Genomic DNA, 24,860 nt, shown 5'->3' with positions numbered 1-24,860 from the left:
CCCAACCCCTAAGGTAGCGAGAAGTGCGCCCCGACTGATTCGGCGCCGTCTGCGTCGTCGAGAAGGTATCCACTGACTGATGATTCGAGCCTCGCGCATCGGCGGGCCCTTCATTGGCCCGCACTGCTGGTCGGCGTAATCGGGCTGCTGGCCGCCCTCGCCTTGCCGTTTGCGCCGGTGATCGCCGACGAAACTACCGTGACATGGCCCGCCGCGGGCCAACCCGTCGAGTCGAGCACGGCGATGTTCGTCCCTTACGGGCCGACGACCTTGACCGCGACCGTGCCGTGTTCGGCGTTGCGCGCCAGAGGCCAGCGCGATCCGGTCACGGTGCTGGCCACCGGCGAACGGGGCGACGGGCTGCTAGTGCAGACCGGGGTGAACGGACCCCGTCTCCAGCTGGACGACCGCGTGTACCGCGTGGCCGTTCCGGTCGGGGACGCGGATTGCCGGCTCGGCATCGATGCGAGCCCCGCCGGGGTGTCGATCCGCCAAGCCGACGGGCGGGTGATCGATCTGGCCGGCGAGCCGGTGCCGAACGTGTTCGCCTTCCGAACCGAACTCGATCCGGCCGACGCCGCTGGAATGACGGTCACCGCCGATGTCACGAGCCCATTCGGGACCAGCCCGAGCCCGTTCAAGATCCTGTTGATCGCCGGGCAGCTGCTCGCCGCGTCGCTCGCAATCGGCCTGCTGACCCGGGCCGGGAGACGCCCACGAGGTCCCGAGCACCCGGTCGGGCAACCACTCCGCACACGCGGGTGGTGGCGTACCGCGTGGGTCGATGGCGGGGTGATCGGCGCGTTGGCGGGCTGGGCGGTGATCGGACCGTTGTCCGTCGACGACGGCTGGGGCACCATGATGGCCCGCAACTTTGCCGCGACCGGCAACACCGGCAACTACTACCGCTGGTGGAACGCCTCGGAGACACCCTTCGCGCTGGCCTATCAACTGCCCGCGCCGTTGACCGACGTCAGCCTGGCGCCGTTGTGGTTGCGGGTGCCTAGCACCATCCTGGCCATCGCCACCTGGTTCGTGCTGAGCCGGGGCATCCTCCCGGCGGCCCTGCCCAGGCTGGCGGGCCTCGCTCGGATCCGGTTGTTGGCCGCGGTCTGCCTGCTCGCCGCCTGGCTGCCGTTCAACCTTGGCGCGCGCTCGGAGTCCTATGTGGCCTTCGGCGTCACCGCGGTGCTGGCGATCCTGTGGCGGGCGCGGGGGCCAACGGCACTGGGCTGGGCGGCGCTAACCGCCGTGGTGACCGTCGCGCTAGCCCCGACGGCCGTGCTGCTCGCCGGACCCCTGGTGGTGTTCGCGCCGCGGATCGTGTCGATTCTGCGTAACACGGCGCGCAGCCGGACCGAGCTCTTGGCTCTGGTGATGCTGCTGTGCTGCATCGTCGCCACCTTGGCGACCATCGTCTTCGCCGACGAGACCTGGGACGCACTCGTCACGGCGACGCGCTGGCACACCGCATTCGGCCCATCGTTGCCGTGGTATCAGGAGCCCGAGCGCTACGTAAACCTGCTCGGGGAGACGCAGCAGGGCAGTGGCCCCAAGCGAGTCCCGGTTCTGCTCACCGCCGCGCTGCTGCCCGTGGTCGCGGCACTGGCCGCCCGGCGAACCGAACGCAGCGACGCCGACCGTGCCGCCGTGCGGATGGCCGCCATGGTGATCGTCGCGCTCGTCGCCCTATGTGTGGTGCCGTCCAAGTGGTCGTATCACCTCGGCGCGGCAGCCGGACTCTTCGCGTCGTTCCTGGTGGTGGCCGTAGTGGCACTGCTGCAGGCCGCCCGCAGGACGTCCGGGTTCCACGAAGCGGACCGGGTCACCGGCGTGATCGCGGTGTTGGGTGGTGCGTTGGTGGCCGCGGCTGCCGGGCTGGCCTTCTCCGGCCCGAACGCGTGGTGGATGCCCGCCCTCTACGACGTCCCCTGGGCGTCGGCGCCGATCCGGCCGTTCGGAGTGCCCCTGGATTCCGTGGTGTTCTGGATCGGCGTGCTGGCGCTGGTGTGGGCGGCAGCCGCCGCAACGGCCGCACCGCACGGCCGTGCCCGCGTCAGCCAATCGCTGGCCGCCGGGCCGGCCGTGGTCGCGCTCGCCGCCGCCGGGACCGTGGTTCTCGTCCTGGTGGGCTCGTTCGTGGCCGCGCCGTCTCGTCGGTCGGCGGCATCGCTGACGTCGTCGAACCTCACCGAACTGGGTGGCGGCCCGGACTGCGGGCTGGCCGACGACATCGAAGTGCTGCAGGACGGCGACGTGCTGGCCCCGTCCGTCCCCCGGGGGCAGTTGGACGGGTTCGCCGCCCTGACCGGATTCGACCCCGGCGCGCCGCCGCCCGACCCGCCGGGTGTCAGGACCTCGGCCGAACTCTGGGGCAGCCGGCTGTCCCGGCTGAACAACACCGGAACCATGACGACCCCGTGGTTCGTGCTGCCGACTCTCGATCCGGCGGGCGGAGTGGCGCTGTCCGTTTCCGGTCGCGTCGCCGAGCCCAACAACCTGGTGCTGGAGTTCGGCCGGGCGGGCGCGGGTCTCGTCGAGACCCTGGGCGAGCGTCAACCGCTCGACAGAGTGTCGGCCAAACTGGATCCCGACCGATCGTTGTGGCGGACCATCGGTGTCGACGCACGCCAGGTCCCATCCAGCGCCGATCGCGTCCGGATCCGGGCTACGGATGCCAGCTCCGACACGGCCGGCTGGTTGGCCTTCACCGGTCCCCGGCTTCGCTCAGCGGTCGGGTTGACCGAGTTCCTGGCCGACCGTGGCCCCGTCCTGGTCAACTGGCCGCTGGCGTTCGTGTTCCCGTGCGTACGGGACATCCCGAGGTTCGCCGGCGGGCTCGCCGAGGCGCCCCGGGCGCTCATCGAGGAGCCCGTGCCCTGGTCGATAGCGGCGACTGATCAGACAATCGGCGGTTCCTTCGCCGGCCTCGTACCGTTCGGCAAACTCTTCGAGGTACCCACTCAGATCGTCGGACACCCCGAAATCGATTGGGGCACATTACGTCTCACTGGTGACGACGCGTCACCAGACGGCTATGGACGCAGCGTCACGCGCACACCCGGGTCGGGGCATGCGTGACCCGCAAGCGCTGGTTTGAGGCCGTCTACGATGTACCCCGGCACTTTGGAGGTCTCAGTGGATGACGTGGATGACGCGGATGACGCCGGACCGCATGGGCAACCGAAACAGGAGACATGAACACCGACGATTCTCCGCTCCTTCGGGACAAGGACTACCACGCGCCATCGGTGTTCCAGCCGGCCAGCCTGCTGCGCGAGGCCCGTCGGCAGAAGAACCTTCCGGACGTCGCAGTTCCGGAGGTCGTGCTGCTCGACCCAGACGGCGACATCGTCGCGCACCTGGCCCGAACCGGTCGCGGTCGCCGACACCCCGGCTGGGCCTGCTATCACACCGAGATGTGGACGACCGATCTGGACGGCATCGAGATCGGGGTGGTCGGGCGGGCGGTGGGGGCACCTTTCGCCGTGCTCGTCGCCGAGCAGTTGGCCGCGTCCGGCTGCGAACTGCTGATCAGCGTGACCTCGGCGGGCCAGATCTCCTCGTCGGGCAGCCCGCCGTACTTCGTGCTCATCGATCGCGCCCTGCGCGACGAAGGCACCAGCGTTCACTATGTGGCGCCGGCACGGTGGAGCCACCTCGACGCCACGATGCTCGCCCGGCTGGACGGGGCGTTCGACCACCTCGCCGAGCGCGTACAGGTTGGGGCGTCGTGGACGACCGACGCCCCCTACCGCGAGACCACCGCCGCTATCGCCGCCGCCGAGGCCGAGCAGATTACCTGCGTGGAGATGGAGGCCGCCGCGCTCTACGCCTACGCCCAAGCGGCCGGGACTAAAGTCGTGTGTGTGGCCCACATCACCAACACGATGGCGGTCAATGGCAGCGATTTCGAGAAGGGCGTGGACAACGGCGTCCACGACGCCATGGCCCTGGTCAGGGCGGTGGCGGTCAGGACCGGACACGGTTCGGTGGTACCCGGTGACCACCACAGCACGGCCGCAGACACCACAGCGAAGGGCGCCGAGCAATGACCGACACCGTCTCCACCGCCGACCCGACAGCCGAACCGAAGGACACCTACCAGTTGATGGCTCGCGCGTTCGCCGCGCTGCGCATCTTCACCGGCCTGGTTTGGTTGTCCAACGCGCTGGCCAAGATCTTCGACAAGGCCAACTACGACTGGGGCTTCTTCTCGTTCAACCTCATCACCAACGGCGCGGCGCGGTTCATCGCCACTGACGCCGCGGAGAAGACCAACTTCGCCCCGCTTGCGTCGGTCTACCAGGACTTCGTGCTCCCGAACTGGGGCTTCTTCAGCGTGTTCCTCACCGTCGCCGAACTCGCCATCGGTCTCGGTCTGATCTTCGGCGTGGCGACCCGGCTGGCCGCGGTGGGCGGTCTGCTGCTACTCACCCCGATCTGGCTGATGCTGTGGGACCGGGGTCAGTACCTGTGGACCTACCCCGCAGAGGACCTGTTCCCTCTGCTGCTGCTTGCGGTCGTGCCTGCCGGTCGGGTGCTCGGCTTCGACAAGTCGCTCGCCCGCCGGTTTCATGGCCGGTGGCCGTTCTGACCAGCGGACGAACCACCTCACCCCGGCGGGCGTGACGCAGCCGTTCACCTGGCTTGCTCTGCGCCGACCGACGTGACCTACTCAGCGGACCGCGCTGCGCAACCCGGCGCTTGATCAGATCCACCAGCACGGTCAGCAGCAGAAGCGAGGCGATGGTGGTGACCGCGGCGCCGTAGTCGAACAGCGCCAGCTGGGTCTTTAGCAGCATCCCCAGCCCGCCGGCGCCGACGACCCCGACGACGACCGTCTCGCGGATCGTCACCTCCCATCGGTCCTAGCAGCGCGGCGAGGCGCAGCGCGGCGACGACCCGCAAGACTCCTGGTCCGCGAACAGTCAGTCGCGGCCGGAGGGTGACCCGCTGAAGCCCCAGCTTGGCTGGCATGCCTCGGACCCAATCTCAGCCAGGCCTGGCGAATGGACCTGCCGACGAGAATGCCCGCGATGCCTTTCCCGCGATCAACTGAGCTCGTGGCTTCCGACGATGGCGTCGACGGTAGCCGTGCGACGATGACCGGCGTGGCCAGTCTCGCGCAGTGGGTCGAGGGCGCCCGTCCGCGGACGTTGCCCAACGCCGTCGCTCCGGTGATCGCCGGCACGGGGGCAGCGGCGTGGCTCGGCGACGCCGTGTGGTGGAAGGCCCTGCTGGCGTTGATCGTCTCGCTGGCCCTGATCGTCGGCGTCAACTACGCCAACGACTACTCCGACGGCATCCGCGGCACCGACGACGTGCGGGCGGGCCCGCTGCGCCTCGTCGGGTCCAAACTAGCGTCGCCGCGCGCCGTCGCGACCGCCGCGGCGATCAGCCTCGGGGTGGGCGCCGTGGCGGGCCTGGCGTTGGCGATCGCCAGCCAGCCGTGGCTCATCGCGGTCGGCGCGGCGTGCATCGCCGGGGCGTGGCTGTACACCGGGGGCTCGAAGCCCTACGGCTACATCGGTTTCGGCGAGGTCGCCGTGTTCGTGTTCTTCGGCCTCGTCGCCGTCCTCGGCACGCAGTACACGCAGGCGCTGCGAGTGGACTGGGTCGGCGCTGCGCTCGCCGTCGCGACGGGTGCCCTGTCGTCAGCCGTCCTGGTGGCCAACAACCTTCGCGACATCCCGACCGACCGGGAGTCCGGCAAGATCACGCTGACGGTGCGTCTCGGTGACGGGCGCACCCGCGTGCTGTATCAGGTATTGGTGGCGCTGGCGTTCGTGCTGACCCTGGCCCTGACGTTCGCTACGCCATGGAGCGCGGTCGGCCTGGTGGCGCTGCCCCTGGCGGTACGGGCCGCCGCACCGGTGCGTTCCGGCCGCGGCGGTAAGGACCTCATCCCCGTGCTGCGCGATACCGGGTTGACGATGCTTTTGTGGTCGATCGCCGTGGCGGCGGCATTGGCGTTCGCCCAGTAACCCCCACCCTTGCGCCGAGTCTGCGCTGAGGGTGCCCGCCCTCGGCATGTCGTCGCCCTCAGCGCAGGATCGGCGCCCCGGCCGCAGACAGTGGCATCCTGGCGGAGTGGGCATCGTGTTTCGGTTGGCGGAACTTCTGCTGCTGCTGGTGCCCGTGGCGGGCGTCGTCTTCGCCGGGGTGAACCTATGGAAGCGAGTGCAGCGGTCGTCGGCCCCGCCTCGCGGCGGTGACGAGGACGACGATGCGCCGACCCCGTCAGGAGGCGCGCCGACCAACCCCGCCGCCCTGTGGCGCATCATCACGCGCACCCTCGAGGAGCACGTTCGCACCGACACCCGCTGGATGGAGTACGAGCTCGACGCCGACAAGCTCCTCGACTTCCCGTTGATGACCGACATGCGCGCTCCCCTCACGACGGCGTTCCACAAGGCCAAGCTCCGCGCGGACCTGTTGCGACCGGGCAAGGCCGAAGACCTGTTCGACGACCGTGAGTCCGCCGCCCAGTACCTCGCGGCCGTCGAGGACTACACGACGGCGTTCGACGCCGCCGAGGCCGAAGCGATCCGTCGACGCCGCAGCGACTTCTCCCCCGAGAGTCAGCAGCGCATCGCCCGCGCCCGCAGCCTGTTGAGCGTGGCATCGGATTCCGGTGCGACGCAGAACGAGCGCGAGCGGGCATACGAACTGGCGTGCAAGGAACTCGACGGGCTCGTCGTGCTCCCGTCCACGACGCGCGAGGGCATCGAACGCGGGATCGCCGGCCAGCTCGACGGCTGACCCACCTCATCCAAGCGGCGTCATACTTCCGTCACTCGACCGGAGGCTCGTCGCCGCGCAAGCGGGCCCTGAGTTGCTCGCGGTCGCGGCTGCGGCGTTCGTCGAACACGGCCATGCTGGCAGTGGCACGGTGACGCAGCGGGGCGAACAGCCAAATACCCAGTGGCAGAGCGAGCACGATCGCGAAGAGCAGCGGCACCACGATCGGAAACTCGCGGATACCCAACAGGTGCCCACCGAAATAGATCGCCGCCGCGAGCAGGACGACCAACAGAAGCCGAGCGATCGTGTAGATCAGAACGTCGACCACCATCCGCGAGCCGGGCCGAGTCGTCGAATCCCCGGTCGCTTCGCTCCTGCCTCCCGAACCCTCCGCACCAGACACGAACCCGAGCCTACCGACGGCGCGTATATTTACAGCAAGGAGGTTTTTGTGCTGCAGTTCGTTCTCCTCGTCGTCATCTTGGCGGGTCTGGCCTATGGGGCCTGGCGCCTGGTGCGAGCGACCGCCAACCGGCCGAGAACCAGGACCATCGGGCCCGATGACGACCCGGAGTTCCTCAACCGTCTCAACCACGGCAAGGACCCTCGCTGAGCGAGTCTCAGTGCGCGCCCGGGAATCCGCCGGCGACCACGGCCGCCAACTCCGTCAGCGCGTCGCGAGTCTCTGGCCTCAACCTGTCGAGGCTGATCTCCGCGCCTTCCTCGAGGTGCGGGTCGAATGGCACCTGAAGCACTGCCTTGCATCTGCGGGAGAAGTGGTCGACGACCTTCCCCAGATCGACGCGTGAACCGCCCCGACCCGACTGCGGCCGAACCGCGTTGATGACGGCGATCGAATTGGTCACCAATTGCTGGTAGCCGTGAGCGTCGAGCCAGTCCAACGTCGCGGACGCACTGCGCGCGCCGTCGACCGAACCCGAACTGACGACGATCAACACGTCGGCGTTGTTCAGCACGGCCGACATCGCCGAGTGCAGCATCCCCGTGCCGCAGTCGGTGAGCACCAGGCTGTAGAAGCGCTCGAGCACCTCCAGCGTCCTCTTGTAGTCGTCGCTGCTGAACGCCTCCGACACGGCCGGATCGCTCTCGGAGGCAAGCACTTCCAGTCGGCTCGGGCCCTGCGACGTGTAATTGCGGACGTCGCTGTAGCTGCTGATCCCCTCGGCGTCGCGCAGCAGGTGACGCACGGTCGACGGCGTCTCGAGGGGCACCTTCTGGCTGAGCGTGCCGCGGTCGGGGTTGGCGTCGACGGCGATGACCCGATCGCCTCTCGCGGAGGCGAACGTCGCACCCAGGGTCGCGGTGATCGTCGTCTTGCCGACGCCGCCCTTGAGTGACAGCAACGCGATCCGGTAGCAGCCGCGGAGTGGTCGACTGGCCTGAGCGGTGAGCGCCCTGCGGTGAATCGCCTTGCGCCCCTCGCCGAGGTTCACCAGGGTGAACGAACCCAGATAGAGCCAGCGGCGCCAGCCCCCGCTCGGCTTTCGCTTGGGCTGGCCGAGCAAGGCCACGGTCGACAGATCCAGGTACGGCGCCTTCGCCTCGGGCTCGGGGATCGCCGCCGCGGGCTCCGGCGTCGTCGGCACCTTGACGACCGGCATGCCGTGAGGTGGTGTCGGCGCCGTCCACTCCGGCGGTATGGCCTGCAATGGATCACTGAACCGTTGCTGCGACCGGAAGCCCGGTGGTTGCTCAGACGCCGGAGGAGTCAACCTCAGCCCACCCCTGCATAGGAGTGCAGCCCGGCTACGACGAGGTTGATGAAGAACAGGTTGAACACCATCGCGACGAAGCCGACGACGTTGATCCACGCGGCCTTCTTGTCCCGCCAGCCCGCCGTCGAACGGGCATGCAGGTAGGCGGCGTAGACGACCCAGGCGATGAACGCGACCGTCTCCTTGGGGTCCCAGCCCCAGTAACGGCCCCACGCCTCCTCGGCCCAGATGGCACCGAAGATCACGCCGAAACCGAAGATCGGGAACGCGAAGATCGTGGTGCGGTAGGCGATTCGGTCCAGCGTCTGAGCGTCGGGCAGCCGCTGCACGATGGCGGCCAGCCTGCCCTCGCGGTCCGCGTCGCCCAGCGGCGACATCTTGACCAGGAACAGGATGCTCGCCACGCCCGCGACGAGGAACACCCCCGAGCCGAGGCTGACCACCGACACGTGGATGGGCAGCCAGTAGGACTGCAGCGCGGGCATCACCGGTGCGGCGTTGGAGTACAGCCACTTTCCCGACACTGCCAGCAGGATCAGCACGGGCAGCAGCACGAACGCCCACAGCGCCCGGAACTTCGGCTGACGCAGGGTGACCGCCGCCGCCGCCAGCCCGGAGAAGCACGTCAGGTTGATGAACTCGTACATGTTGCCCCACGGCACGCGTGAGGTCGCCAGACCACGCAGCACGATGCAGGCCAGCAGCATCGCCGTGCCGACGTACACCAGCGCGAGACCGGCCCGACCGATCCGTTCGTCGAACGGCCGTTTCGGGGTCTCGACGATGACGCCGGGCTGGGCGCTGTCGGCCGTGACGGCACCCGCGGACACCAGCTCACGGGCGTCCGCCTTGCGGCTGCTGCTGTAGGCGAGTTCGACCGCGAGCAGGAGCAACGCGATGACCAGCACCACGATCGTCGACGTGAAGGCCAAGTCCGAGAGTCGGGCCAGCCCGAGGTCGATGTTGGGGTTGTTCACGAACGCTCTCTCCCGCCTGTTTCCGCCGGAGGCACCAGCCGCTCGGTCAGCTTCTCGAACTCGTCGCCCCACCCGGAGTTGTCCGTGCGAGCGAGGCCACCAAGCTCGACGTTAACGGTACCCGGCGACGTCGGTGACACACGAACCCAGATCCGGCGGCGACGCACCACCAGCGACACCAGAAGCCCGGCCATCATCGCCATCGCCGACACCAGCACCCAGATCTGCGCCGGGTCGTGGGAGACCTGGACGTTGATGAACGGCACCGCGCCGTCGAACGCGACCCGGGTGCCGTCGTCGAGCCGCGTCGACTCGCCCGCCTTCAGGTTCACCCGGGCCTGTTTGGTGAGCCGCTTCTGGTCGATCAGGCTGGAATCGAGGCTGAACAGTGACTGCGGTCGCCCGGTGTCGAGACCCGTGTCGCCGCGATAGACGTCGATCGCAACCGCCGGGTCGTTCAGCGCCGGAAAGCTCGACGACAGAAGCTTGCCGTCGAGCTGTTCGGTCGGCGCGAACAACCCCTGGATCGCGATCTGGTTCTTGCGCCGGTCGCCGGCGTCGGGATAGGTGCCGCCGGGTGGGTCGACGCGGATGACGCCCGACGACAACAGGGTGATCGGGTCGTCGGGCTGCCACTGCACGGTCTGGGTGCGCGTCTTCCCGTCGGGGAAGGTGACGGTGAACGTCGGGGCGTAGCCGTGGCCCTGCAGGTACAGCCGGTCACCGCCGAGGCGCAGCGGGTGGTTGACCTCCAGCCGGTAGGGCCGCCAGGTATCGGTGACGAGGTCGTCTCCGGCCTGGTAGTCGACGTTGGCCGCGAAGCTCAGCGCCTGCCCACTCGGCAGATAGTCCGCGTCGAAGTCGTTGACCCGCAGGCAGATCGGATGCAGTGACGTTCCGTCGACGGTGTTACCCGCCCGGAACGAGTCAAAGGCCGCCGGAGACGCCGAGCAGAATCCCGGCCCGCCGTTGGCGACGACGATGACGTTGCCCTCGTAACCGAACAGCTTGCCGGCCGCCACCGCGACCAGCAGACCGAGTAGCGAGAAGTGGAAGACGATGTTGCCGAACTCACGGAAATAGCCCTTCTCCGCAGAGATTTCGATGGTGTCGCCGTCGCGGCGGCTGACCCGCCGCCAGCCCTTGAGGCGCTTCTCGACGTCGGCGGCGACGGCCTCCGGTTGACCCGTGGTGTCCAGCGACTCGTGCTTCGGCAGCCTGGCGAGATTCCGCGGAGCGGCGACGGGCATGGCGCGCATGCTGCGGACGTGCTCGGCCAGGCGTGGCGTGAGACACCCGACCAGCGAGATGAACAGCAGCGCGTAGATCGAGGTGAACCAGAAACTGGAGAACACGTCGAACGCCTGCAGCCGATCCAGCCACGGACCAATCAGCGTGTGCTCGGCCAGGTACCCCTGCACCTTGGCCTCGTTGAGACTGCGCTGCGGCAGCAGTGCGCCGGGGATCGCCGCGAGCGCCAGCAGGAACAGCAGCACCAGCGCCGTGCCCATCGAGGTCAAGGTGCGCCAGGTGTTCCGCACCAGCGCGAGCAGTCGCGAAAGTACTCCGAAACGCCTCGATTCGAGCACCTTTGCGTCTGCTCGCGAGGAGGGCAGGTCGGGTGTCATATCGGCAGCCGCACGTCGCTGACGAACGCGTCTCGCACCCAGGAGATGAAGTCGGCCCACAGACCGGTGACCAGTGCGACGCCGACCACGATCAACAGCACGCCACCGAAGACCTGGATGCCCCTGGTGTGGCGACGCAGCCACCCCAGCCCCTGGACGGCCCGCGATGATCCGAAGGCCAACAGCAGGAACGGGATTCCCAACCCGAGGCAGTACGCGACGACGAGCACGACACCACGCGCCACGCCCGCGCCGTCGGTGGCGGACGCCACCGCGATCACCGCGGTCAGCGTCGGGCCGAGGCACGGCGTCCAACCGAGGGCGAAGACCGCCCCGAGCAGCGGTGCGCCGCCGATGGTGGACAGCAGCTTCGGCGTGAACCGCGCCTCGCGCTGCAGCGCCGGGATGAACCCGACGAACACCAGTCCCATCACGATCGTGACGACGCCGCCGATGCGTTGCAGCAGAAGCTGATTGGTCAACAGCGTGGTGGTCAGCCCGAGCACCGCCACGGTGCCGAGCACGAACACGACCGTGAACCCGGCCACGAACAACGCGGCGGCGCCCGCCACGCGCAACCGGGCGGCGCGGACGGTCGTGCGGGCGGCGCCACCGTCTTCACCGACCTGGTCCGGACCGTCCTCGACACCGACGATCGCCGCCAGGTAGGACAGGTAGCCGGGCACCAACGGCACCACGCACGGCGATGCGAAAGAGACGAACCCGGCCAGCACGCTGACGCAGAACGCGAGAGCCAGCGGACCGGCCGACATCAACGTGCCGACCTGGTCGAGACTCACTGCGAGGTCGGTCACTTCTCGGCCGCCAACCTCTGCACGACGGGCATCAGGTCCTCCGCCAGCAACTCGCGCAGGAACACCGCGGCGACCCGGTGTTGCCGGTCGAGGACGACCGTGGACGGGATGACGGTGGTGGGATACCTGCCGCCGAACGCGATCATGGTGCGCATGGCCGGGTCGTAGATCGACGGGAACGTGACCTTGCGGTCGGTGACGAAATCGACTGCAGCGTCGCGGTTGTTGTCACGGACGTCGATGCCGAGGAACGCGACGCCGTCGGCCCGGGTGGCGTCGTACACCTCTTGCAGCTCGGGGATCTCCGAGCGGCACGGTCCGCACCACTGTCCCCAGACGTTGATGACGACGACCTTCCCCGCGAAGTCGTCCAGCGAAACGGTCTTCGACGGGTCGGTCAGCTCGGGGCCGCTGATCTTGCCTGGGCGACTTCGACTCTCGGGTGGGTCGTAGAAGATGTCGGTCTTGCCGCCTGGCGCCACGAACTCGAAGGTGCCGCCCTGGGCTACCGCGTCGTCACCGGTCGCGCATCCGGTCAGCAGCACCGCCGCCGACGAAAGGAAAGCCAACAGCCACCTCACTGGCCACCCAGCTCCGCATAACTCCAGCCGACCAACGCCTCGTCGTGAAAGTAGAAGGACGTCAGCGACGCGTGGTTGCACATCCGTTTGGCCGCGGTCGGAAGATGATGCAGGGTCTGTCCGGTCAACGAGCGGCGCAGGGTCGCCGTCGGCAGCTGATGACTGACGCACACCGCCTCGTGGCCGACGGCCTTGTCCCTGGCGCGGTGGAGCGCCGCCTGCATGCGGTCGGCGATGTGACCGTAGGGCTCGCCCCAGGACGGCGTGTGGGGGTTGCGTAGGTGCCACCAGTTGCGGGGATTGCGCAGCGCGCCGTCACCCGGGGACACCCGCTCGCCCTCGAAGACGTTCACGGATTCGATGAGATCGCGGTCGGTGTCGATCGACAGGCCGTGCGTCGCGGCGATGGGCCCGGCGGTCTCCTGCGCGCGTTCCAGCGGCGAGGCGGCGACGTGTACGACGTCGTGGTTGGCCAGCCAGTCGGCCACGCGCTGCGCCTGGTCACGACCCTTGTCGGACAGGTGGAAGTCGGGCAGCCGCCCGTAGAGGATCTTGTCCGGATTGTGCACTTCGCCGTGCCGCATCACGTGCACAATCGTGGTGTCCGTCATGCGGGGCTCTGCGCTTCGGCGGCGGCACGGGCCGCAGCGGGCAGGGCGGCGCCGATGCGGTCGAACGCATCATCGTCGAGCGCCGTCGACACGAACCACGCCTCGAAGGCGCTGCACGGCGGGTAGACCCCGGCGTCGAGGAGGGCGTGGAAGAACGCCGGGAAGCGCCAGGTTTCGGTGGCGCGCGCCCCGGCGAAGTCGACCACCTTCTGATCGGTGAAGAACACGCTCAGCATGCTGCCAGCCCGCGAAATGCGATGTGTCACAGACGCTTCGGTCAAGGCACCGGTGAGCAACCCGGCAAGTCGGTCCGCGTTGGCATCCAAGGTCGCGTAGACGGCGTCGTCGGCCGCCCGCAGCGTGGCCAGCCCGGCGGCCATCGCGACGGGGTTACCCGACAGCGTGCCCGCCTGGTAGACGGGGCCCAACGGAGCCAGGCGCTCCATGACCTCGGCACGACCGCCGAACGCAGCCGCGGGCAGTCCGCCGCTCATGACCTTGCCGAAGGCGAAGAGGTCGGCGTCCACCGGATCGAGTCCGTACCAGCCGGATCGGCTGACCCGAAAGCCCGTCATCACCTCATCGAGAACGAGGAGCGCCCCGTGTTCGGCGGTGATGCGGCGCAGCCCGGCGTTGAAGCCGGGAAGCGGTGGCACGGTGCCCATGTTGCCCGCCGCGGCTTCGGTGATCACGCAGGCGATGTCGTCGCCGAACTCGGCGAACGCCGCCTCGACGGCGCCGATGGCGTTGTAGGGCAACACGACCGTGTCGGCGGTAGCTGCACCGGTGACGCCCGGCGAGGACGGTAGGCCCAACGTCGCGACGCCCGACCCTGCGTCGGCGAGCAGGGCGTCACTGTGTCCGTGGTAGCAGCCCGAGAACTTAACGATCTTCGCGCGCCTGGTGAAGCCCCGGGCCAGCCGGATGGCACTCATCGTGGCCTCGGTGCCCGAGTTGACCAGCCGCACCCTCTCGACGGGCGCGACGCGGCCGACGATCTCCCGCGCCAGTTCACTCTCCGATGGCGTCGGCGCTCCGAAGCTCAGTCCGTCGGCGGCGGCTCGCTGGACGGCCTGAACGACGGCGGGGTACGCGTGGCCGTGGATCATCGGACCCCACGAGCACACCAGGTCGACGTAGCGGTTGTCGTCGGCATCGGTGAGCCAGCAGCCACTTGCCTTGGTGATGAACCGCGGCGTCCCGCCCACCGCGTTGAAGGCACGGACCGGCGAGTTGACCCCGCCGGGAATGACGGCGGACGCGTCGGCGAACAACCGTGCCGACGTTTCGATACCCATGATCTCCAGTGTCCCAGTCGGCCACCGGGCGTCAACTACAGGGTGTAGGAGAAAGGTCTCACCTGGCCGGGCCGGGCCAGCCTACAAACACCAGGGGTAGCACCGATCGCTCGGCGGGGGGTTGTCTCCGTCCCAAATATTCGATTCTGGGGGCGGCGGCGAATTTCGTGGCACATTGCCCTTCCCGAAGTCGACGCGGTACCAGGTGTGGCAGACGTTCATGTCCCAGAGGAATTCGCGCCCCGGCCCCGGGTAACTCATGGTTTGCCCTGGGCACCATACGAACGGGCCCTCGTTGGCCGCCCGCGCGGTGCCTGCGGCCAGGCCGAGTCCGCTCGATACCAGGGCGGCCGTCGTCAACCCCGCGACGAGTGTTCGTTTCATGATGTTCCTTTCATGATGTTCCTTTCGTAGCTGGGGACGGCGGGGGTTGTCAGAAGTCGATGGCCCACACGGTGCCGTCGCCACCATGGCTGACGTAGACGGTGCCGTCGGGGCCGACCGCCACCCCGACCGGTCCGCTGCCAACGGTTCTGGTGGTGGTGACGGTGTTGGTGGCGGTGTTGATCACCGACACGGTGTCATCGATGAAATTGGCGACGTACGCCCTCGTGCCATCGGGGCTGAAGGCGACCATGGTCGGCGCGTTGCCGACGGTGATGGTCGCGATGACTGTGTTGCTGGCCGTGTCGATCACCGACACCGTGTTGTCGTTGAGCTTGGTCACGTAGGCGAGGGTGCCGTCCGGGCTGACCGCCACCCCGACCGGCGGGTTGCCGACGGTGATGGTGGTGACGGTGCCGGTGCCGACCACCGCCACCGTGTCGGTCACCGAGTCGGCACCAAGGGCGACGTAGAGGGTGGCGCCGTCGGGGCTGATCGCCACCGAGGCGGGGGCGCCGCCGACGGTGATGGTGTCGCTCACGGTGTTGGTGGCGGTGTCGATCACCAACACGGCGCCGGCATCGCGCTGGGTGACGTAGAGGATGGCGCTGTTGGGACTGACCGCCAGCCCGTTCGGTACGTCGCTGAGGTCGATGGTGGCGATGACGGTGTTGGTGGCGGTGTTGATCACCGACACGGAGGTGTCCTGGCCGTTGTTGACGTAGGCGGTGGTGCCGTTGGGGCTGACGGCGACTGCGAGTGGAATGTCGCCGACGGTGATGGTCGCGGTAACGGTCTTGCCGGCGGCGTCGATCACCGACACCGTGTCGTCCTGGCTGTTGGCGACGTAGACGGTGGCCCCGTCGGGGCTGACCGCCACCCCGGCCGGGCCGTCGCCGACATCGATGATGGCCGGGATCTTGAACAAGTGGACGCTCGCCTTCGCGAGGGATGTGTGGCCGAAGCCGGGCGCGAACACCCCGAACGGTCCGTGCAGGTGGAATCCGGTGTCGGCGGACAGGACGGTGAACTCGTCGGTGCCCCCGGTGCGAGCGAACTCGGGGTTGGGCGTATAGGTGAAGGTGCCGTCCCGGTTGATCACCACCGTCCCGTATCTCGGGGCCTCGACGACGCGAAGACTCACCGGGTCGCCATCACCGTCGGCGGCATTGAGGTCACCGGTCACCACCCCGTCGAGGGTCTGGCTGTTCAACGCGGGGTTGTAGCCAATGGTTGGGGCCTGATTGAAGAACGTGCGCTGGATCTGCTTCGCCACCAAGCCCAGCAGCCCGCACAGCCTCGACACCACGCTCGTCTGCGGGGCGGGGGTCAGCAGGTTCGCCGGAACTGCCTGTGCCACAACACTATTCATCTGCACCGCCGACACATTGAGCACCGACACGGTGCCGTCGAACTCGTTGGCGACGTAGACTCGGGTGCCGTTGGGGCTAACCGCCACACCGACCGGATTGCCGCCGACGTTCTTGGTGGCGGTCACGGTATTGGTGGCCGTATTGATCACCGACACCGTGTTGTCGAATTTGTTGGCGACGTAGACCCGGGTGCCGTCGGGGCTTACCGCCACACCGTCCGGCTGGTCGCCGACGGAGATGATGGTGGTGACGGTATTGGTGGCGGTGTCGATCACCGACACCGTGTTTTCAAGGTAGTTGGTGACGTAGGCGGTGGCGCCGTCGGGGCTGACCGCCACGCCGAGCGGATAGGTGCCGACGGCGATGGTGGTGGAGACGGTATTGGTGGCGGTGTCGATCACCGACACCGTGCCGTCGAAGTAGTTGGTGACGTAGGCGGTGGCGCCGTCGGGGCTGACCGCCACCCGGTTCGGGTGGCCGACGGGGATGGTGGCGGTGACGGTGTAGTTGGTGGTTTCGATGACCGACACGGTGTCGTCTTCGGCGTTGGCGACGTAGACGGTGGTGCCGTCCGGGCTGACCGCCAACCCGCGCGGATCGTCGCCGACGTCGGTGTTGATGGTGACGGTGTTGGTAGCTGCATCGATCACCGACACCGTGCCGCTGGCATTGTTGACGACGTAGACGGCGGCGCCGTCGGGGCTGACCGCCACACCGCGCGGAAAGGCGCCGACGGTGATGGTGGTGGTGACGGTGTTGGTGGTGGTGTCGATCACCGACACCGTGCCGTCCCAGATGTTGGTGATGTAGACGGTGGCGCCGTCGGGGCTGACCGCCACCCCGTTCGGGTCGTCGCCGACATCGATGGTGGTCCCGATGGCGAACAACGGGACGCTTGCCTTGATGAGGGTGGTGTGGCCGAAGCCGGGGGCGAACACACCAAACGGTCCGTGCAAATGGAATCCGGTGTCGGAGGACAGGACGGTGAACTCGTCGGTGCCACCGGTGCGAGCGAAGTCGGGGTTGGGCGTATAGGTGAAGGTGCCGTCCCGGTTGAGCACCACCGTCCCGTATCTCGGGGCCTCGACGACGCGGAGACTCACCGGGTCGCCATCGGGGTCTACGGCAGTCAAGTGACCGGTCACCACCCCGTCGAGGGTCCGAACGTTCGACGTGGAGTCGTAGCTGATGGTGGGGGCCTGATTGAACAACGTGCGCTGGACCTCGCGGCGCACCCAGGCCAGCAACCCCCACAGCCCGACCGACTGCACCGGCGCAGCGGGGGCGGTCGTCATCGACGGACCCAACCCCACCCATGCCAACAACCCCGACACCACGCGCGACACCACGTCCGACACCACGCCGAACGGGTTCACCGGAGCAGCCGGCAGCAGCTGCGCCGCCGTGGCGGGCGCCGCGGCCGCGCTGGGCCCCGCGGAGGCCGTCGCAGTGCTGCTGCGCGCCGAGGCCACCGACACCGTCGTCGCCGGTTGTTCGACGGCGACCAGATTGCGGATGGCGGGCACCGGGTCGTCCGGGTCAGGCAATGTCAGTGTCAGCGGCGGGCAGATGGACGGTCTGCGGGTGCGCAAACGCCGGACCGTCGTTGTCCGAAGATTCGGTGTGAGCGACGGTGGCCGGTGGCGGAGCCGGGGCCGCCGAGACCGGCGACTGTTCCGGCGCGCTCGGCTCCGGTCTGGTGGCGGGCTTCGCGTCCGTGGGTTCGGCGTCCGCGGGTTCCGCGTCCGCGGGTTCCGGCGTACTCAGCGGTGCCGAGGTGTCCTCGTCGGTCGATGCGGCGGGCTCCTCCTCGGCGTCCCGCGAGCTGTGCGCGCCACCGGACGCCTGCACGATCCCCGACCGCGGGTCTGCAGTCGGTACCCCGGTATGCGCCGCTGTCTGCGCTTCACTCGAAGTGGCCACGGACGCAGCAGGTTTCGCGTCATCCTTGGACGTGGACTCCGCAGCAGGTGATGCGTTCGATGACGAGGAGTCAGGTGCTGACGACGAATCCGCCGAAGGATCGGCCATCGCGACCCCCGGCGACGTGACCACCGCCGTACCGATGCCCAGCGCGACCGCCAGCGCACCGACCCGGCCGACGTATTTCGTGTTACCCATCGTGGCACCTCCATGGACACGGACACCGATCGCGCATTCGCGTTGTTTACCAAGAAAATTAGGTGCGCTCCGGCGGGTCGGCTGGGGTAATCGGCTACCCCAGTTCGGCCGTTCACAGGACGGGACCACTTCATCTCGACGGTGGTGTGACTCGCTGCCACGTCGTCACCGCTGCACGCTGCGAAAGCGGCGGGCGTGCTCAGCACGCCCGCCGCCTAAGTGCGGTCTTCTAGCTGCAACTCACCGTGATTTCGAACTTCTTGGTGATCATCCCGGCCATCGGATTCTTCAGGTCGGCGCCCTGTGCCTCACCGGTGATCGTGTAGGTGTCACCTTCGACCTTGACCTCGGCCGAGCCGGTCTTCATGCCCATATTGTTGGCCACGGCAAGGGCATTGCCGTCGACCACCAGGCCCAGGGACTCGACGACCGGCGTCGCCTCATCCGTCATCACCACGCCCAGACCTTGCTGGGGGCCGGCCGCGCCGCTGCCGATGTTGATCTTGCCGCCCTGCTTGACACAGGTGACCGAGGCCGGGTCCAGGCCGGCCAGATCGGCGCCGTCGACCTTGACCTCGCTGGCGCCACCAGTTGAGACGTCGGAGCCGCCAGCGGCCGCCGTGCTCGCCGGGGCGCTGCTGCCCTTGTCGTCGGAGCAGCCCACCAACATGGCGGCGCTGGCGATCAGTCCGATCACCGCCGCGAGAACTCGCTTCATCGATGTTTTCCCTTCGTTCGTGCGTCGCCTCGATGGCTACAACGGCAACGTAGAGCGCTTTCCGGCAGGTGTGTGGCGTAGTCGACTACCCCAGTTCGCCCGGTGGGCCAGGCGCCAAGGAGTATCCGGATTGGGGTAGCGAACTACCCCAGCCGGACATTGAAGACGGCGTGAATCTTCATCTATGGCCACCGATGCCCGCCGGGCCGAGTCGCTGCAGCGGTTGCCGTTGCCGTATGCGACCGCGTTGCGGATGCGCGATGCCGGGATTGCCGAGGAGGTGATCGCCGAGTGCGTCGGGGTGGACCTGGACGCGCTGCCGACGTTCATGCGAGTCGCCGACGCCAAGCTCGCAGCCGCATCCGAGCAGCCACCGATGTGATTGCTGGCACCGCCAATCGTGATCTCGGCCTTGCTTGAGAACGGATGCAGGGCGCCTGCGGCGGTTAGAATTCGGCGGTGATCCGCCAGTGGCCACTGATCGGGCGATCCGAAGAGCTCCAGGTGATTGCCGACGCCACGCGGGCGACCGCCGACGGTGCCCGTGGGATCGTGTTGTCCGGCTCCGCCGGTGTGGGCAAGACGCGGGTCGCGCGCGAAGCCGTCGCGAACTGCGTTCCGCGTAACGCGCGCCGGCACTGGATCGTCGGGACCGCATCGGCGCGCGGCATTCCGCTGGGCGCATTCGCCGACGTCGCCAGCGAATTCGGTCCCGATCCCCTGCGACGGGTACGTGAGGTCATCGACGGGCTCATCGGTGCGGCACCGGATCGCGAGGTGGTCGTCGGCGTCGACGATGCGCATCTGCTGGACGACATGTCGGCGTTCGCCGTTCACCAACTCGTCATTCGTCGACTGGCCACCGTGATCCTGACGATCCACTCGGGAGAAAAGCCGCCGGACGCCATCACGGCGATCTGGAAGGACCTTCATCTGGAACGCCTTGAACTGCAACCGCTATCGCTGCCAGAGATCGCGAGACTGTTGGAGCACGTACTCGACGGGCCGGTCGACTCCCGTAGTGCACAACGGCTTTGGCGCTACACCCAAGGCAACTCGCTCTATTTGCGTCACCTCCTCGAGAACGAGGTGAACGCCGGTCGGATGACACAGCGCTCGGGTATCTGGCTGTGGGACGGGCGTCCCCGTCTCTCACCGACACTTGCAGAGTTGCTCGAAGCGCGGCTGGCCGAAGTACCCACGACCGTTCGTGTCGTTCTCGATGCTCTCGCCGTGGCCGAGCCACTGGATACGGATGTATTGGCGGCTGTGACGGATGCCGACGCGCTCGCCGAGGCCGAATCACTCGGGTTGGCAAGCGTCGACTCCGGCGTGCGACCGGCGGTGGTGCGGCTGGCGCATCCACTACTCGGCGAGGTCCGCCGCGGCGCCGAGTCCCTGCGGCTGCAGCGACTCCGCGGGCACATCGCCAGCGAACTCGCTCGAAAGGGCTCAACAGATCCCCGAGACCTGGTCCGCCGTGCGGCCCTCACCATCGAATCCGATCTCACGCCTGACCCAGAGTTCCTCCTCGCCGCCGCGGCGGCCGCGATGCAACTGCTGGACCATCGGCTCGCCGAAACGCTCGCCGAGCGCGCCGTTGCCGCTGGCGGTGGCCCAGACGCCAGGATCACGCACGCGATGGCGATCACCTGGCAAGAGCGCGGCACCGAAGCGGAGACAATCCTCGCCGACCTCGCCGAGCAGGCGTCCGGCCCCGCGCGGGCTCAGATTGCGATTCTTCGTGCCATGAACTTCGCGGTAGTACTCGGTCAACTTTCCAGCGCCGAACGCGAACTCGAGGTGCTGCCCGCTGACGATCACTTCGCGCAGGCGATCGATACCGCACTCCGGGCACTCATCGACTTGGAGCGCGGCCACTCCAGGGCTGCGGTCGAAGCGGCCTACACCGCCCACGCCGGCCTTCCTGCCGACGACGTCTCGCAAATGATACTGGCCTGGGTGCTGGTCGCGGGGCTCGCCGACCTCGGGCGCATCGAGGAGCTGGAGCCCGCGGCAAGCAACGGCTACGCCATCGCCGATAGGTCTCCAGGGGTGTCACACCTGCGGCACCCGGTGGCGTTCCTGCACGCCTACGGCTACCGACTCGCGGGTGCGCTGACACAGTCGGACGCCGTGATCGCCCGGATTCGGCGCGACACGCGCGACATTCCGTTCGAGGAGTCATGGCACAGCGTGCGTAGCGGCATGTCCGCGATGAGCCGGGGCGCTCTGGACGACGCGCGTCGCTCATTGCGGGAAGCCGTTGCATATCTGGGTACCGGGGACAGCGGGCGCATGATGAAGTGCTTCGGACGGTCGTGGTTGACGACCGTGACCGCAATGGCCGGACGTGCGACCGACGCGCGCCGTGAATTCGGTGACATCGAGTGGTGGGCCCAAGACCCCGATGCCTGCATGGTGGACGCGGAGAAATCCATCACGGAGGCATGGGTGTGTGCCGCTGAAGGCGCTGTGTCGCAGGCGATCTCGATCACCCGCGACGCGGCGGCAAAGGAATCTGAGCGTGACCGACCGGCCTGGGAAGTCATGCTTCTGCAGACGGCGACACAGTTTGGCGACCACACCACCGCGCGCAGGCTGGCCGAGTTGACCGACCAGGTCCAAGGCCCACGCGCGGCTGTGGCCGCGGCCCACGCCGCCGCACTCGCGGCGGGAGACGGCGACGGTTTGGTCGACGCGTCACGCCAATACGAGGCATTCGGCGATCGCCTCGCCGCCACCGACGCCGCAGCCCACGCAATCGTCGCCTATCAACACGCCGGGCTGCGCGGTGCGGCAATGAGCGCGTCCGCCGCGGCCCAGCGTCTGGCAGCCGAATGCCAAGGGGCCCTGACTCCCGCGTTACGGGCCGCGACGATGTCGCAGCCGTTCACTGCCCGTCAGCGCGAAATAATATCGCTTGCCGCACGAGGGCTATCGAACAAGCAGATCGCCGACCGACTCACAATGTCGACCCGCTCGGTCGAAGGACACCTCTTCCGCGCCTGCCAGCGGGTCGGAGCCAACAGCCGCGAACAGCTGATCGGCATTCTGCAAGGGTTCTGAATCTTTCCACTGACGCGACCGAACACGACAATCGTCCGCAGCCGCGGTGAGAAGCAGGACGTACGTCAGTGCCCGTGGACGTGCCCAGCCGGTTGGCGCGCGGGGTAGGCGTGGATGAGTGCGGTGGACAGCTTGGGCACCGCATGGGTCAGGGTGTGTTCAGCGTTGTGTGCGACCCGGTGAGCATCCTGCAGACTGGTCTCGGGGGCGACGTCGAGTTCCGCGTCGGCGTGTAGCCGGTGGCCGATCCAGCGCATCCGCACACTGCGCACCTCGACGACGCCCGGCTCGCGGGCCAGGGCGGCTTCGGCGGTGTCGACGAGCGTCGGGTCAACGCCGTCGAGCAGGCGGCGGAACACGTCACGCGCGGCAGTGCGAAGGACCGCCGCAATGGCCACGGTGATGATCAGCCCGACGATGGGGTCCGCCAGTGGGAAGCCAAGCCCGACGCCGATCGCGCCCAACACCACGGCGAGTGAGGTGAACCCGTCGGTGCGGGCGTGCAGTCCGTCGGCGAGAAGGGCTGCCGAACCAATCTGACGACCCACCCGGATCCGGTACAGCGACGAGCTCGTTTCCGATGAAGCCGACGATTCCGGCGGCGATCACCCAGCCGAGGTGGTCGATGGTGATCGGATTAACCAGCCGTCGGATCGCCTCGTATCCGGCGATGACGGCCGACAGGGCGATCATCAGGATGACGAACAGGCCGGCGAGGTCCTCCGCGCGTCCGTAGCCGTAATTGTACCTCCTCGTCGCGGCCCGGCGGCCCAGGACGAACGCGATCCACAGGGGGATGGCCGTCAGCGCGTCGGAGAAGTTGTGAATGGTGTCCGCCGCCAACGCAATCGACCCGGAGACGACGAGGATCACGACTTGGAACGCGGCGGTGATACCCAGCGCGATCAGGCTGATCTTGACGGCGCGGATACCGATCGCACTGGACTCAAGGGCGTCGTCGACGCTGTCAAAGGCGTCGTGACTGTGCGGGGAGAACACTTCGCGCAGCGCTCCGCGCAGCCCACCGCGGTGATCGTGGCCGTGTTCGTGATCGTGGCCGTGGTCGCTGCGTCTCATCGACGGTTCGCCTTTCGGGCATCCTGCTGCGGCATTACCTCGACGTCGTCGTCCCTGCGGTGGTGACCAGGGATGCCGGGGCTGGCGTGTTCGGCGTTGAACACCGCATCGCTGACGAGTTGGCGGACGTGGTCGTTCTCGAGGCTGTAGAAGATCGTCGTGGCCTCGCGGCGGGTGCGGACCAAACGCGCCATACGGAGCTTGGCCAGATGCTGGGACACCGATGGGGCGGGCTTGCCGACGTGCTCGGCCAGGTCGTTGACGGACAGTTCCTGGTCAACCAGCGCCCACAGCACCCGCACGCGGGTCGCGTCGGCCAGCATGCGGAACACCTCGACCATCAGCCCCACCTGATCGTCGTCGAGCCGACGACTACGTGGCTGCTTATCTACATTCATACGCAGATAATAGCGGAGCACCTAGAGTGTGGAAACCCATGGCGGCGTCCGACGTCACCCCGCCGGGGTCAGGGCGAAGACGGGGTGGTCGGCGTCGTCGGGCAGCTTCTTCCAGTAGCCCTCGACGACCTTGCCCGCCAGCGGCCGGTAGACCGCGATGATCGGCGCTCGCTGCTCCACCGGAACTTCGCTCGCGACGAAGCCGGCGTCACCGAGTTTGACGTTGGGATCGGCGCGGACGTTACGCACCCACTCCGAATCTCCCCGCGTCGACACCAGGTACTTGACACCCTCGACCTCGGGCACGACGACAGGGATCTGCTGCGGCTGCTTGGTGCTGCGCGTGGTGACGGTCAACGTCGCGGCGCCGCCGATCCCGAACGCCATTGCAGCCCTGTTGAAGATCTTCGCGGTGAACCACGGGGGCTTGAGATAGGCCATGACAACGAGTTTGATCGCCCATGTGCAACTACCGCAATGGCTGGCCCGTTTCAACCGCCGTGTCACCAATCCCGTTCAACGGTTGTGGGCGGGCTGGGCCCCGACGATGGGCATCCTCGAACACGTCGGCCGCAAGTCCGGAAAGCAGTTCAAGACGCCCTTGACCGTGTTCAGCACCGGTGACGGGGTGGCCATCTTGTTGACCTACGGACCGAACCGGGACTGGCTGAAGAACATCACCGCGGCCAACGGCGGTCGGATACGACGCTATGGAAAGACATTCGCGGTGACGGATCCACGGGTGATGCCCAAAGCAGAGGCCGCGGGCTCGGTGAAGGGGCTGTTTAAGCCGATCTTTGCGCGGCTGCCGTTCGACGACGCCGTGCTGTTGCGTAGGTGTTGATGTGGTTCGCCGATCAGCATGCGGAGTTCAACCGCCAGTCGTCAACCGCGTGGCAATCCACTTGCCGGAGTAGCAACCGCATCCTCGATGTGCGAAGCCGGCGCCACAAGCATGAACTTCTCGATCTCGCGCCACGCATAGCGGCGGGGCTTACCCAGCTTGGTGGCGAAGCCGATCGCGGAACTGGGGTTGTCGACTACGCCAGCCGCTCGACGGCAGCTGCCCTAACTTGCTTCGTGACGGCCACACAACCAAAGGAGAACCATCGTGAAGCATCCATTCCTGGTCGCCGTAAGCGGCGCGGCGGTCGTCATCGCCGGTCTGTCCGGCTTTTCGTCGAACGAGAAGAAGTCTGAGAGTCCGACCACCTCGGCTGACGCAACTACAGGCGCGGGCACCGCCAGCGCCACAGCTGCACCCGGCGGCGGAACCAAGGTCACGATCGATGGCCAGGATCAGAACGTGTCGGGCACCGTGGTGTGT

At 67.8% G+C, this 24,860-nt stretch carries 22 protein-coding genes and 2 pseudogenes; 10 read left to right on the top strand and 14 right to left on the bottom strand.

The genetic code is table 11. From position 1 onward, the window contains the following. The first annotated feature begins 198 nt into the window (after window positions 1-198). The 5 genes from VET27_RS16300 (at window position 199) to VET27_RS16280 (ending at window position 6,765) form a co-directional block, all read left to right on the top strand. On the top strand, window positions 199-3,081 hold the full coding sequence (locus VET27_RS16300) for an arabinosyltransferase domain-containing protein (protein ID WP_526519913.1): 2,883 nt from the start codon (window positions 199-201) through the stop codon (window positions 3,079-3,081). A 116-nt stretch (window positions 3,082-3,197) separates the two neighbouring features. Further along, window positions 3,198-4,055, top strand: coding sequence for a nucleoside phosphorylase (locus tag VET27_RS16295; protein ID WP_526519911.1), 858 nt, complete (start codon window positions 3,198-3,200; stop codon window positions 4,053-4,055). Beyond that, window positions 4,052-4,597 carry a DoxX family membrane protein gene (locus VET27_RS16290; RefSeq protein ID WP_526519909.1) on the top strand — a complete coding sequence of 182 codons (546 nt, stop codon included), beginning with the start codon at window positions 4,052-4,054 and terminating at the stop codon, window positions 4,595-4,597. The genes VET27_RS16295 and VET27_RS16290 overlap by 4 nt, the downstream gene beginning before the upstream one ends. A gap of 517 nt (window positions 4,598-5,114) precedes the next feature. Continuing rightward, a complete protein-coding gene (locus tag VET27_RS16285; RefSeq protein WP_526519975.1) occupies window positions 5,115-5,987 on the top strand; it encodes a 1,4-dihydroxy-2-naphthoate polyprenyltransferase in 873 nt (290 codons plus the stop codon). A gap of 106 nt (window positions 5,988-6,093) precedes the next feature. Next, window positions 6,094-6,765: a hypothetical protein gene (locus VET27_RS16280; protein WP_526519907.1), complete on the top strand. Its 672-nt coding sequence runs from the start codon at window positions 6,094-6,096 to the stop codon at window positions 6,763-6,765. A 31-nt stretch (window positions 6,766-6,796) separates the two neighbouring features. Here VET27_RS16280 and VET27_RS16275 read toward each other — a convergent pair whose 3' ends face one another. Further along, the gene (locus VET27_RS16275) at window positions 6,797-7,078 is read right to left on the bottom strand and encodes a DUF4229 domain-containing protein (RefSeq protein WP_526519973.1); all 282 of its coding nucleotides are present in this window, start codon (window positions 7,076-7,078) and stop codon (window positions 6,797-6,799) included. A 123-nt stretch (window positions 7,079-7,201) separates the two neighbouring features. Between VET27_RS16275 and VET27_RS16270 the strand changes: the two genes are divergently transcribed. Beyond that, a complete protein-coding gene (locus VET27_RS16270; protein ID WP_526407020.1) occupies window positions 7,202-7,360 on the top strand; it encodes a hypothetical protein in 159 nt (52 codons plus the stop codon). Between the two features lie 7 nt (window positions 7,361-7,367). Here VET27_RS16270 and VET27_RS16265 read toward each other — a convergent pair whose 3' ends face one another. From VET27_RS16265 to VET27_RS16220, 10 genes are all read right to left on the bottom strand, one after another. Further along, window positions 7,368-8,486 carry a MinD/ParA family ATP-binding protein gene (locus VET27_RS16265; protein ID WP_526519971.1) on the bottom strand — a complete coding sequence of 373 codons (1,119 nt, stop codon included), beginning with the start codon at window positions 8,484-8,486 and terminating at the stop codon, window positions 7,368-7,370. Then, window positions 8,483-9,460: a c-type cytochrome biogenesis protein CcsB gene (gene ccsB, locus VET27_RS16260; RefSeq protein WP_526519905.1), complete on the bottom strand. Its 978-nt coding sequence runs from the start codon at window positions 9,458-9,460 to the stop codon at window positions 8,483-8,485. Before ccsB ends, VET27_RS16265 begins: the two co-directional genes overlap by 4 nt. Next, on the bottom strand, window positions 9,457-10,971 hold the full coding sequence (gene resB / locus VET27_RS16255) for a cytochrome c biogenesis protein ResB (RefSeq protein WP_526519969.1): 1,515 nt from the start codon (window positions 10,969-10,971) through the stop codon (window positions 9,457-9,459). The genes ccsB and resB overlap by 4 nt, the downstream gene beginning before the upstream one ends. Window positions 10,972-11,084: 113 nt before the next feature. After that, a complete protein-coding gene (locus VET27_RS16250; RefSeq protein WP_526519967.1) occupies window positions 11,085-11,861 on the bottom strand; it encodes a cytochrome c biogenesis CcdA family protein in 777 nt (258 codons plus the stop codon). Window positions 11,862-11,899: 38 nt separating this feature from the next. Further along, a complete protein-coding gene (locus tag VET27_RS16245) occupies window positions 11,900-12,484 on the bottom strand; it encodes a TlpA disulfide reductase family protein (RefSeq protein WP_526519902.1) in 585 nt (194 codons plus the stop codon). Beyond that, window positions 12,481-13,095 carry a histidine phosphatase family protein gene (locus tag VET27_RS16240; RefSeq protein ID WP_526519900.1) on the bottom strand — a complete coding sequence of 205 codons (615 nt, stop codon included), beginning with the start codon at window positions 13,093-13,095 and terminating at the stop codon, window positions 12,481-12,483. Before VET27_RS16240 ends, VET27_RS16245 begins: the two co-directional genes overlap by 4 nt. After that, on the bottom strand, window positions 13,092-14,393 hold the full coding sequence (gene hemL, locus VET27_RS16235) for a glutamate-1-semialdehyde 2,1-aminomutase (protein ID WP_526519898.1): 1,302 nt from the start codon (window positions 14,391-14,393) through the stop codon (window positions 13,092-13,094). Before hemL ends, VET27_RS16240 begins: the two co-directional genes overlap by 4 nt. Before the next feature lie 433 nt (window positions 14,394-14,826). Further along, window positions 14,827-17,697 carry a beta-propeller fold lactonase family protein gene (locus VET27_RS16230; protein ID WP_526519896.1) on the bottom strand — a complete coding sequence of 957 codons (2,871 nt, stop codon included), beginning with the start codon at window positions 17,695-17,697 and terminating at the stop codon, window positions 14,827-14,829. Then, window positions 17,690-18,271 carry a hypothetical protein gene (locus VET27_RS16225; protein WP_526519894.1) on the bottom strand — a complete coding sequence of 194 codons (582 nt, stop codon included), beginning with the start codon at window positions 18,269-18,271 and terminating at the stop codon, window positions 17,690-17,692. Before VET27_RS16225 ends, VET27_RS16230 begins: the two co-directional genes overlap by 8 nt. A gap of 229 nt (window positions 18,272-18,500) precedes the next feature. Further along, window positions 18,501-18,989: a lipoprotein LpqH gene (locus VET27_RS16220; protein ID WP_526519892.1), complete on the bottom strand. Its 489-nt coding sequence runs from the start codon at window positions 18,987-18,989 to the stop codon at window positions 18,501-18,503. Window positions 18,990-19,173: 184 nt separating this feature from the next. Here VET27_RS16220 and VET27_RS16215 point away from each other — a divergent pair, with 184 nt between their 5' ends. Together VET27_RS16215 and VET27_RS16210 are read left to right on the top strand one after the other, a co-directional pair. Next, window positions 19,174-19,371, top strand: a complete 198-nt coding sequence (locus VET27_RS16215; RefSeq protein ID WP_526519890.1) for a hypothetical protein — start codon at window positions 19,174-19,176, stop codon at window positions 19,369-19,371. Window positions 19,372-19,448: 77 nt separating this feature from the next. Continuing rightward, window positions 19,449-22,058 (top strand): LuxR C-terminal-related transcriptional regulator, encoded by a 2,610-nt coding sequence (locus VET27_RS16210; protein ID WP_526519888.1) that lies wholly within the window; start codon window positions 19,449-19,451, stop codon window positions 22,056-22,058. Window positions 22,059-22,123: 65 nt separating this feature from the next. Here VET27_RS16210 and VET27_RS16205 read toward each other — a convergent pair. The 3 genes and pseudogenes from VET27_RS16205 to VET27_RS16195 form a co-directional block, all read right to left on the bottom strand. Beyond that, window positions 22,124-23,135 (bottom strand): annotated as a pseudogene (locus tag VET27_RS16205) (cation diffusion facilitator family transporter). Continuing rightward, the gene (locus VET27_RS16200) at window positions 23,132-23,533 is read right to left on the bottom strand and encodes an ArsR/SmtB family transcription factor (RefSeq protein ID WP_526519886.1); all 402 of its coding nucleotides are present in this window, start codon (window positions 23,531-23,533) and stop codon (window positions 23,132-23,134) included. The pseudogene VET27_RS16205 and the gene VET27_RS16200 overlap by 4 nt, the downstream one beginning before the upstream one ends. A gap of 54 nt (window positions 23,534-23,587) precedes the next feature. Further along, window positions 23,588-23,974 carry a nitroreductase/quinone reductase family protein gene (locus VET27_RS16195; protein ID WP_526519884.1) on the bottom strand — a complete coding sequence of 129 codons (387 nt, stop codon included), beginning with the start codon at window positions 23,972-23,974 and terminating at the stop codon, window positions 23,588-23,590. Between the two features lie 22 nt (window positions 23,975-23,996). Here VET27_RS16195 and VET27_RS16190 point away from each other — a divergent pair, with 22 nt between their 5' ends. Together VET27_RS16190 and VET27_RS16185 are read left to right on the top strand one after the other, a co-directional pair. Further along, window positions 23,997-24,377, top strand: a complete 381-nt coding sequence (locus tag VET27_RS16190) for a nitroreductase family deazaflavin-dependent oxidoreductase (RefSeq protein ID WP_526519965.1) — start codon at window positions 23,997-23,999, stop codon at window positions 24,375-24,377. Window positions 24,378-24,644: 267 nt separating this feature from the next. Further along, window positions 24,645-24,860, top strand: a pseudogene (locus tag VET27_RS16185) (lipoprotein LpqH); the annotation flags it as partial.

It is taken from the genome of Mycobacterium sp. (assembly GCF_035633495.1).
Lineage (GTDB): Bacteria > Actinomycetota > Actinomycetes > Mycobacteriales > Mycobacteriaceae > Mycobacterium.
Note: the sequence above shows the minus strand (reverse complement) of the source record. Positions and strands in the feature narration are given on the sequence as shown.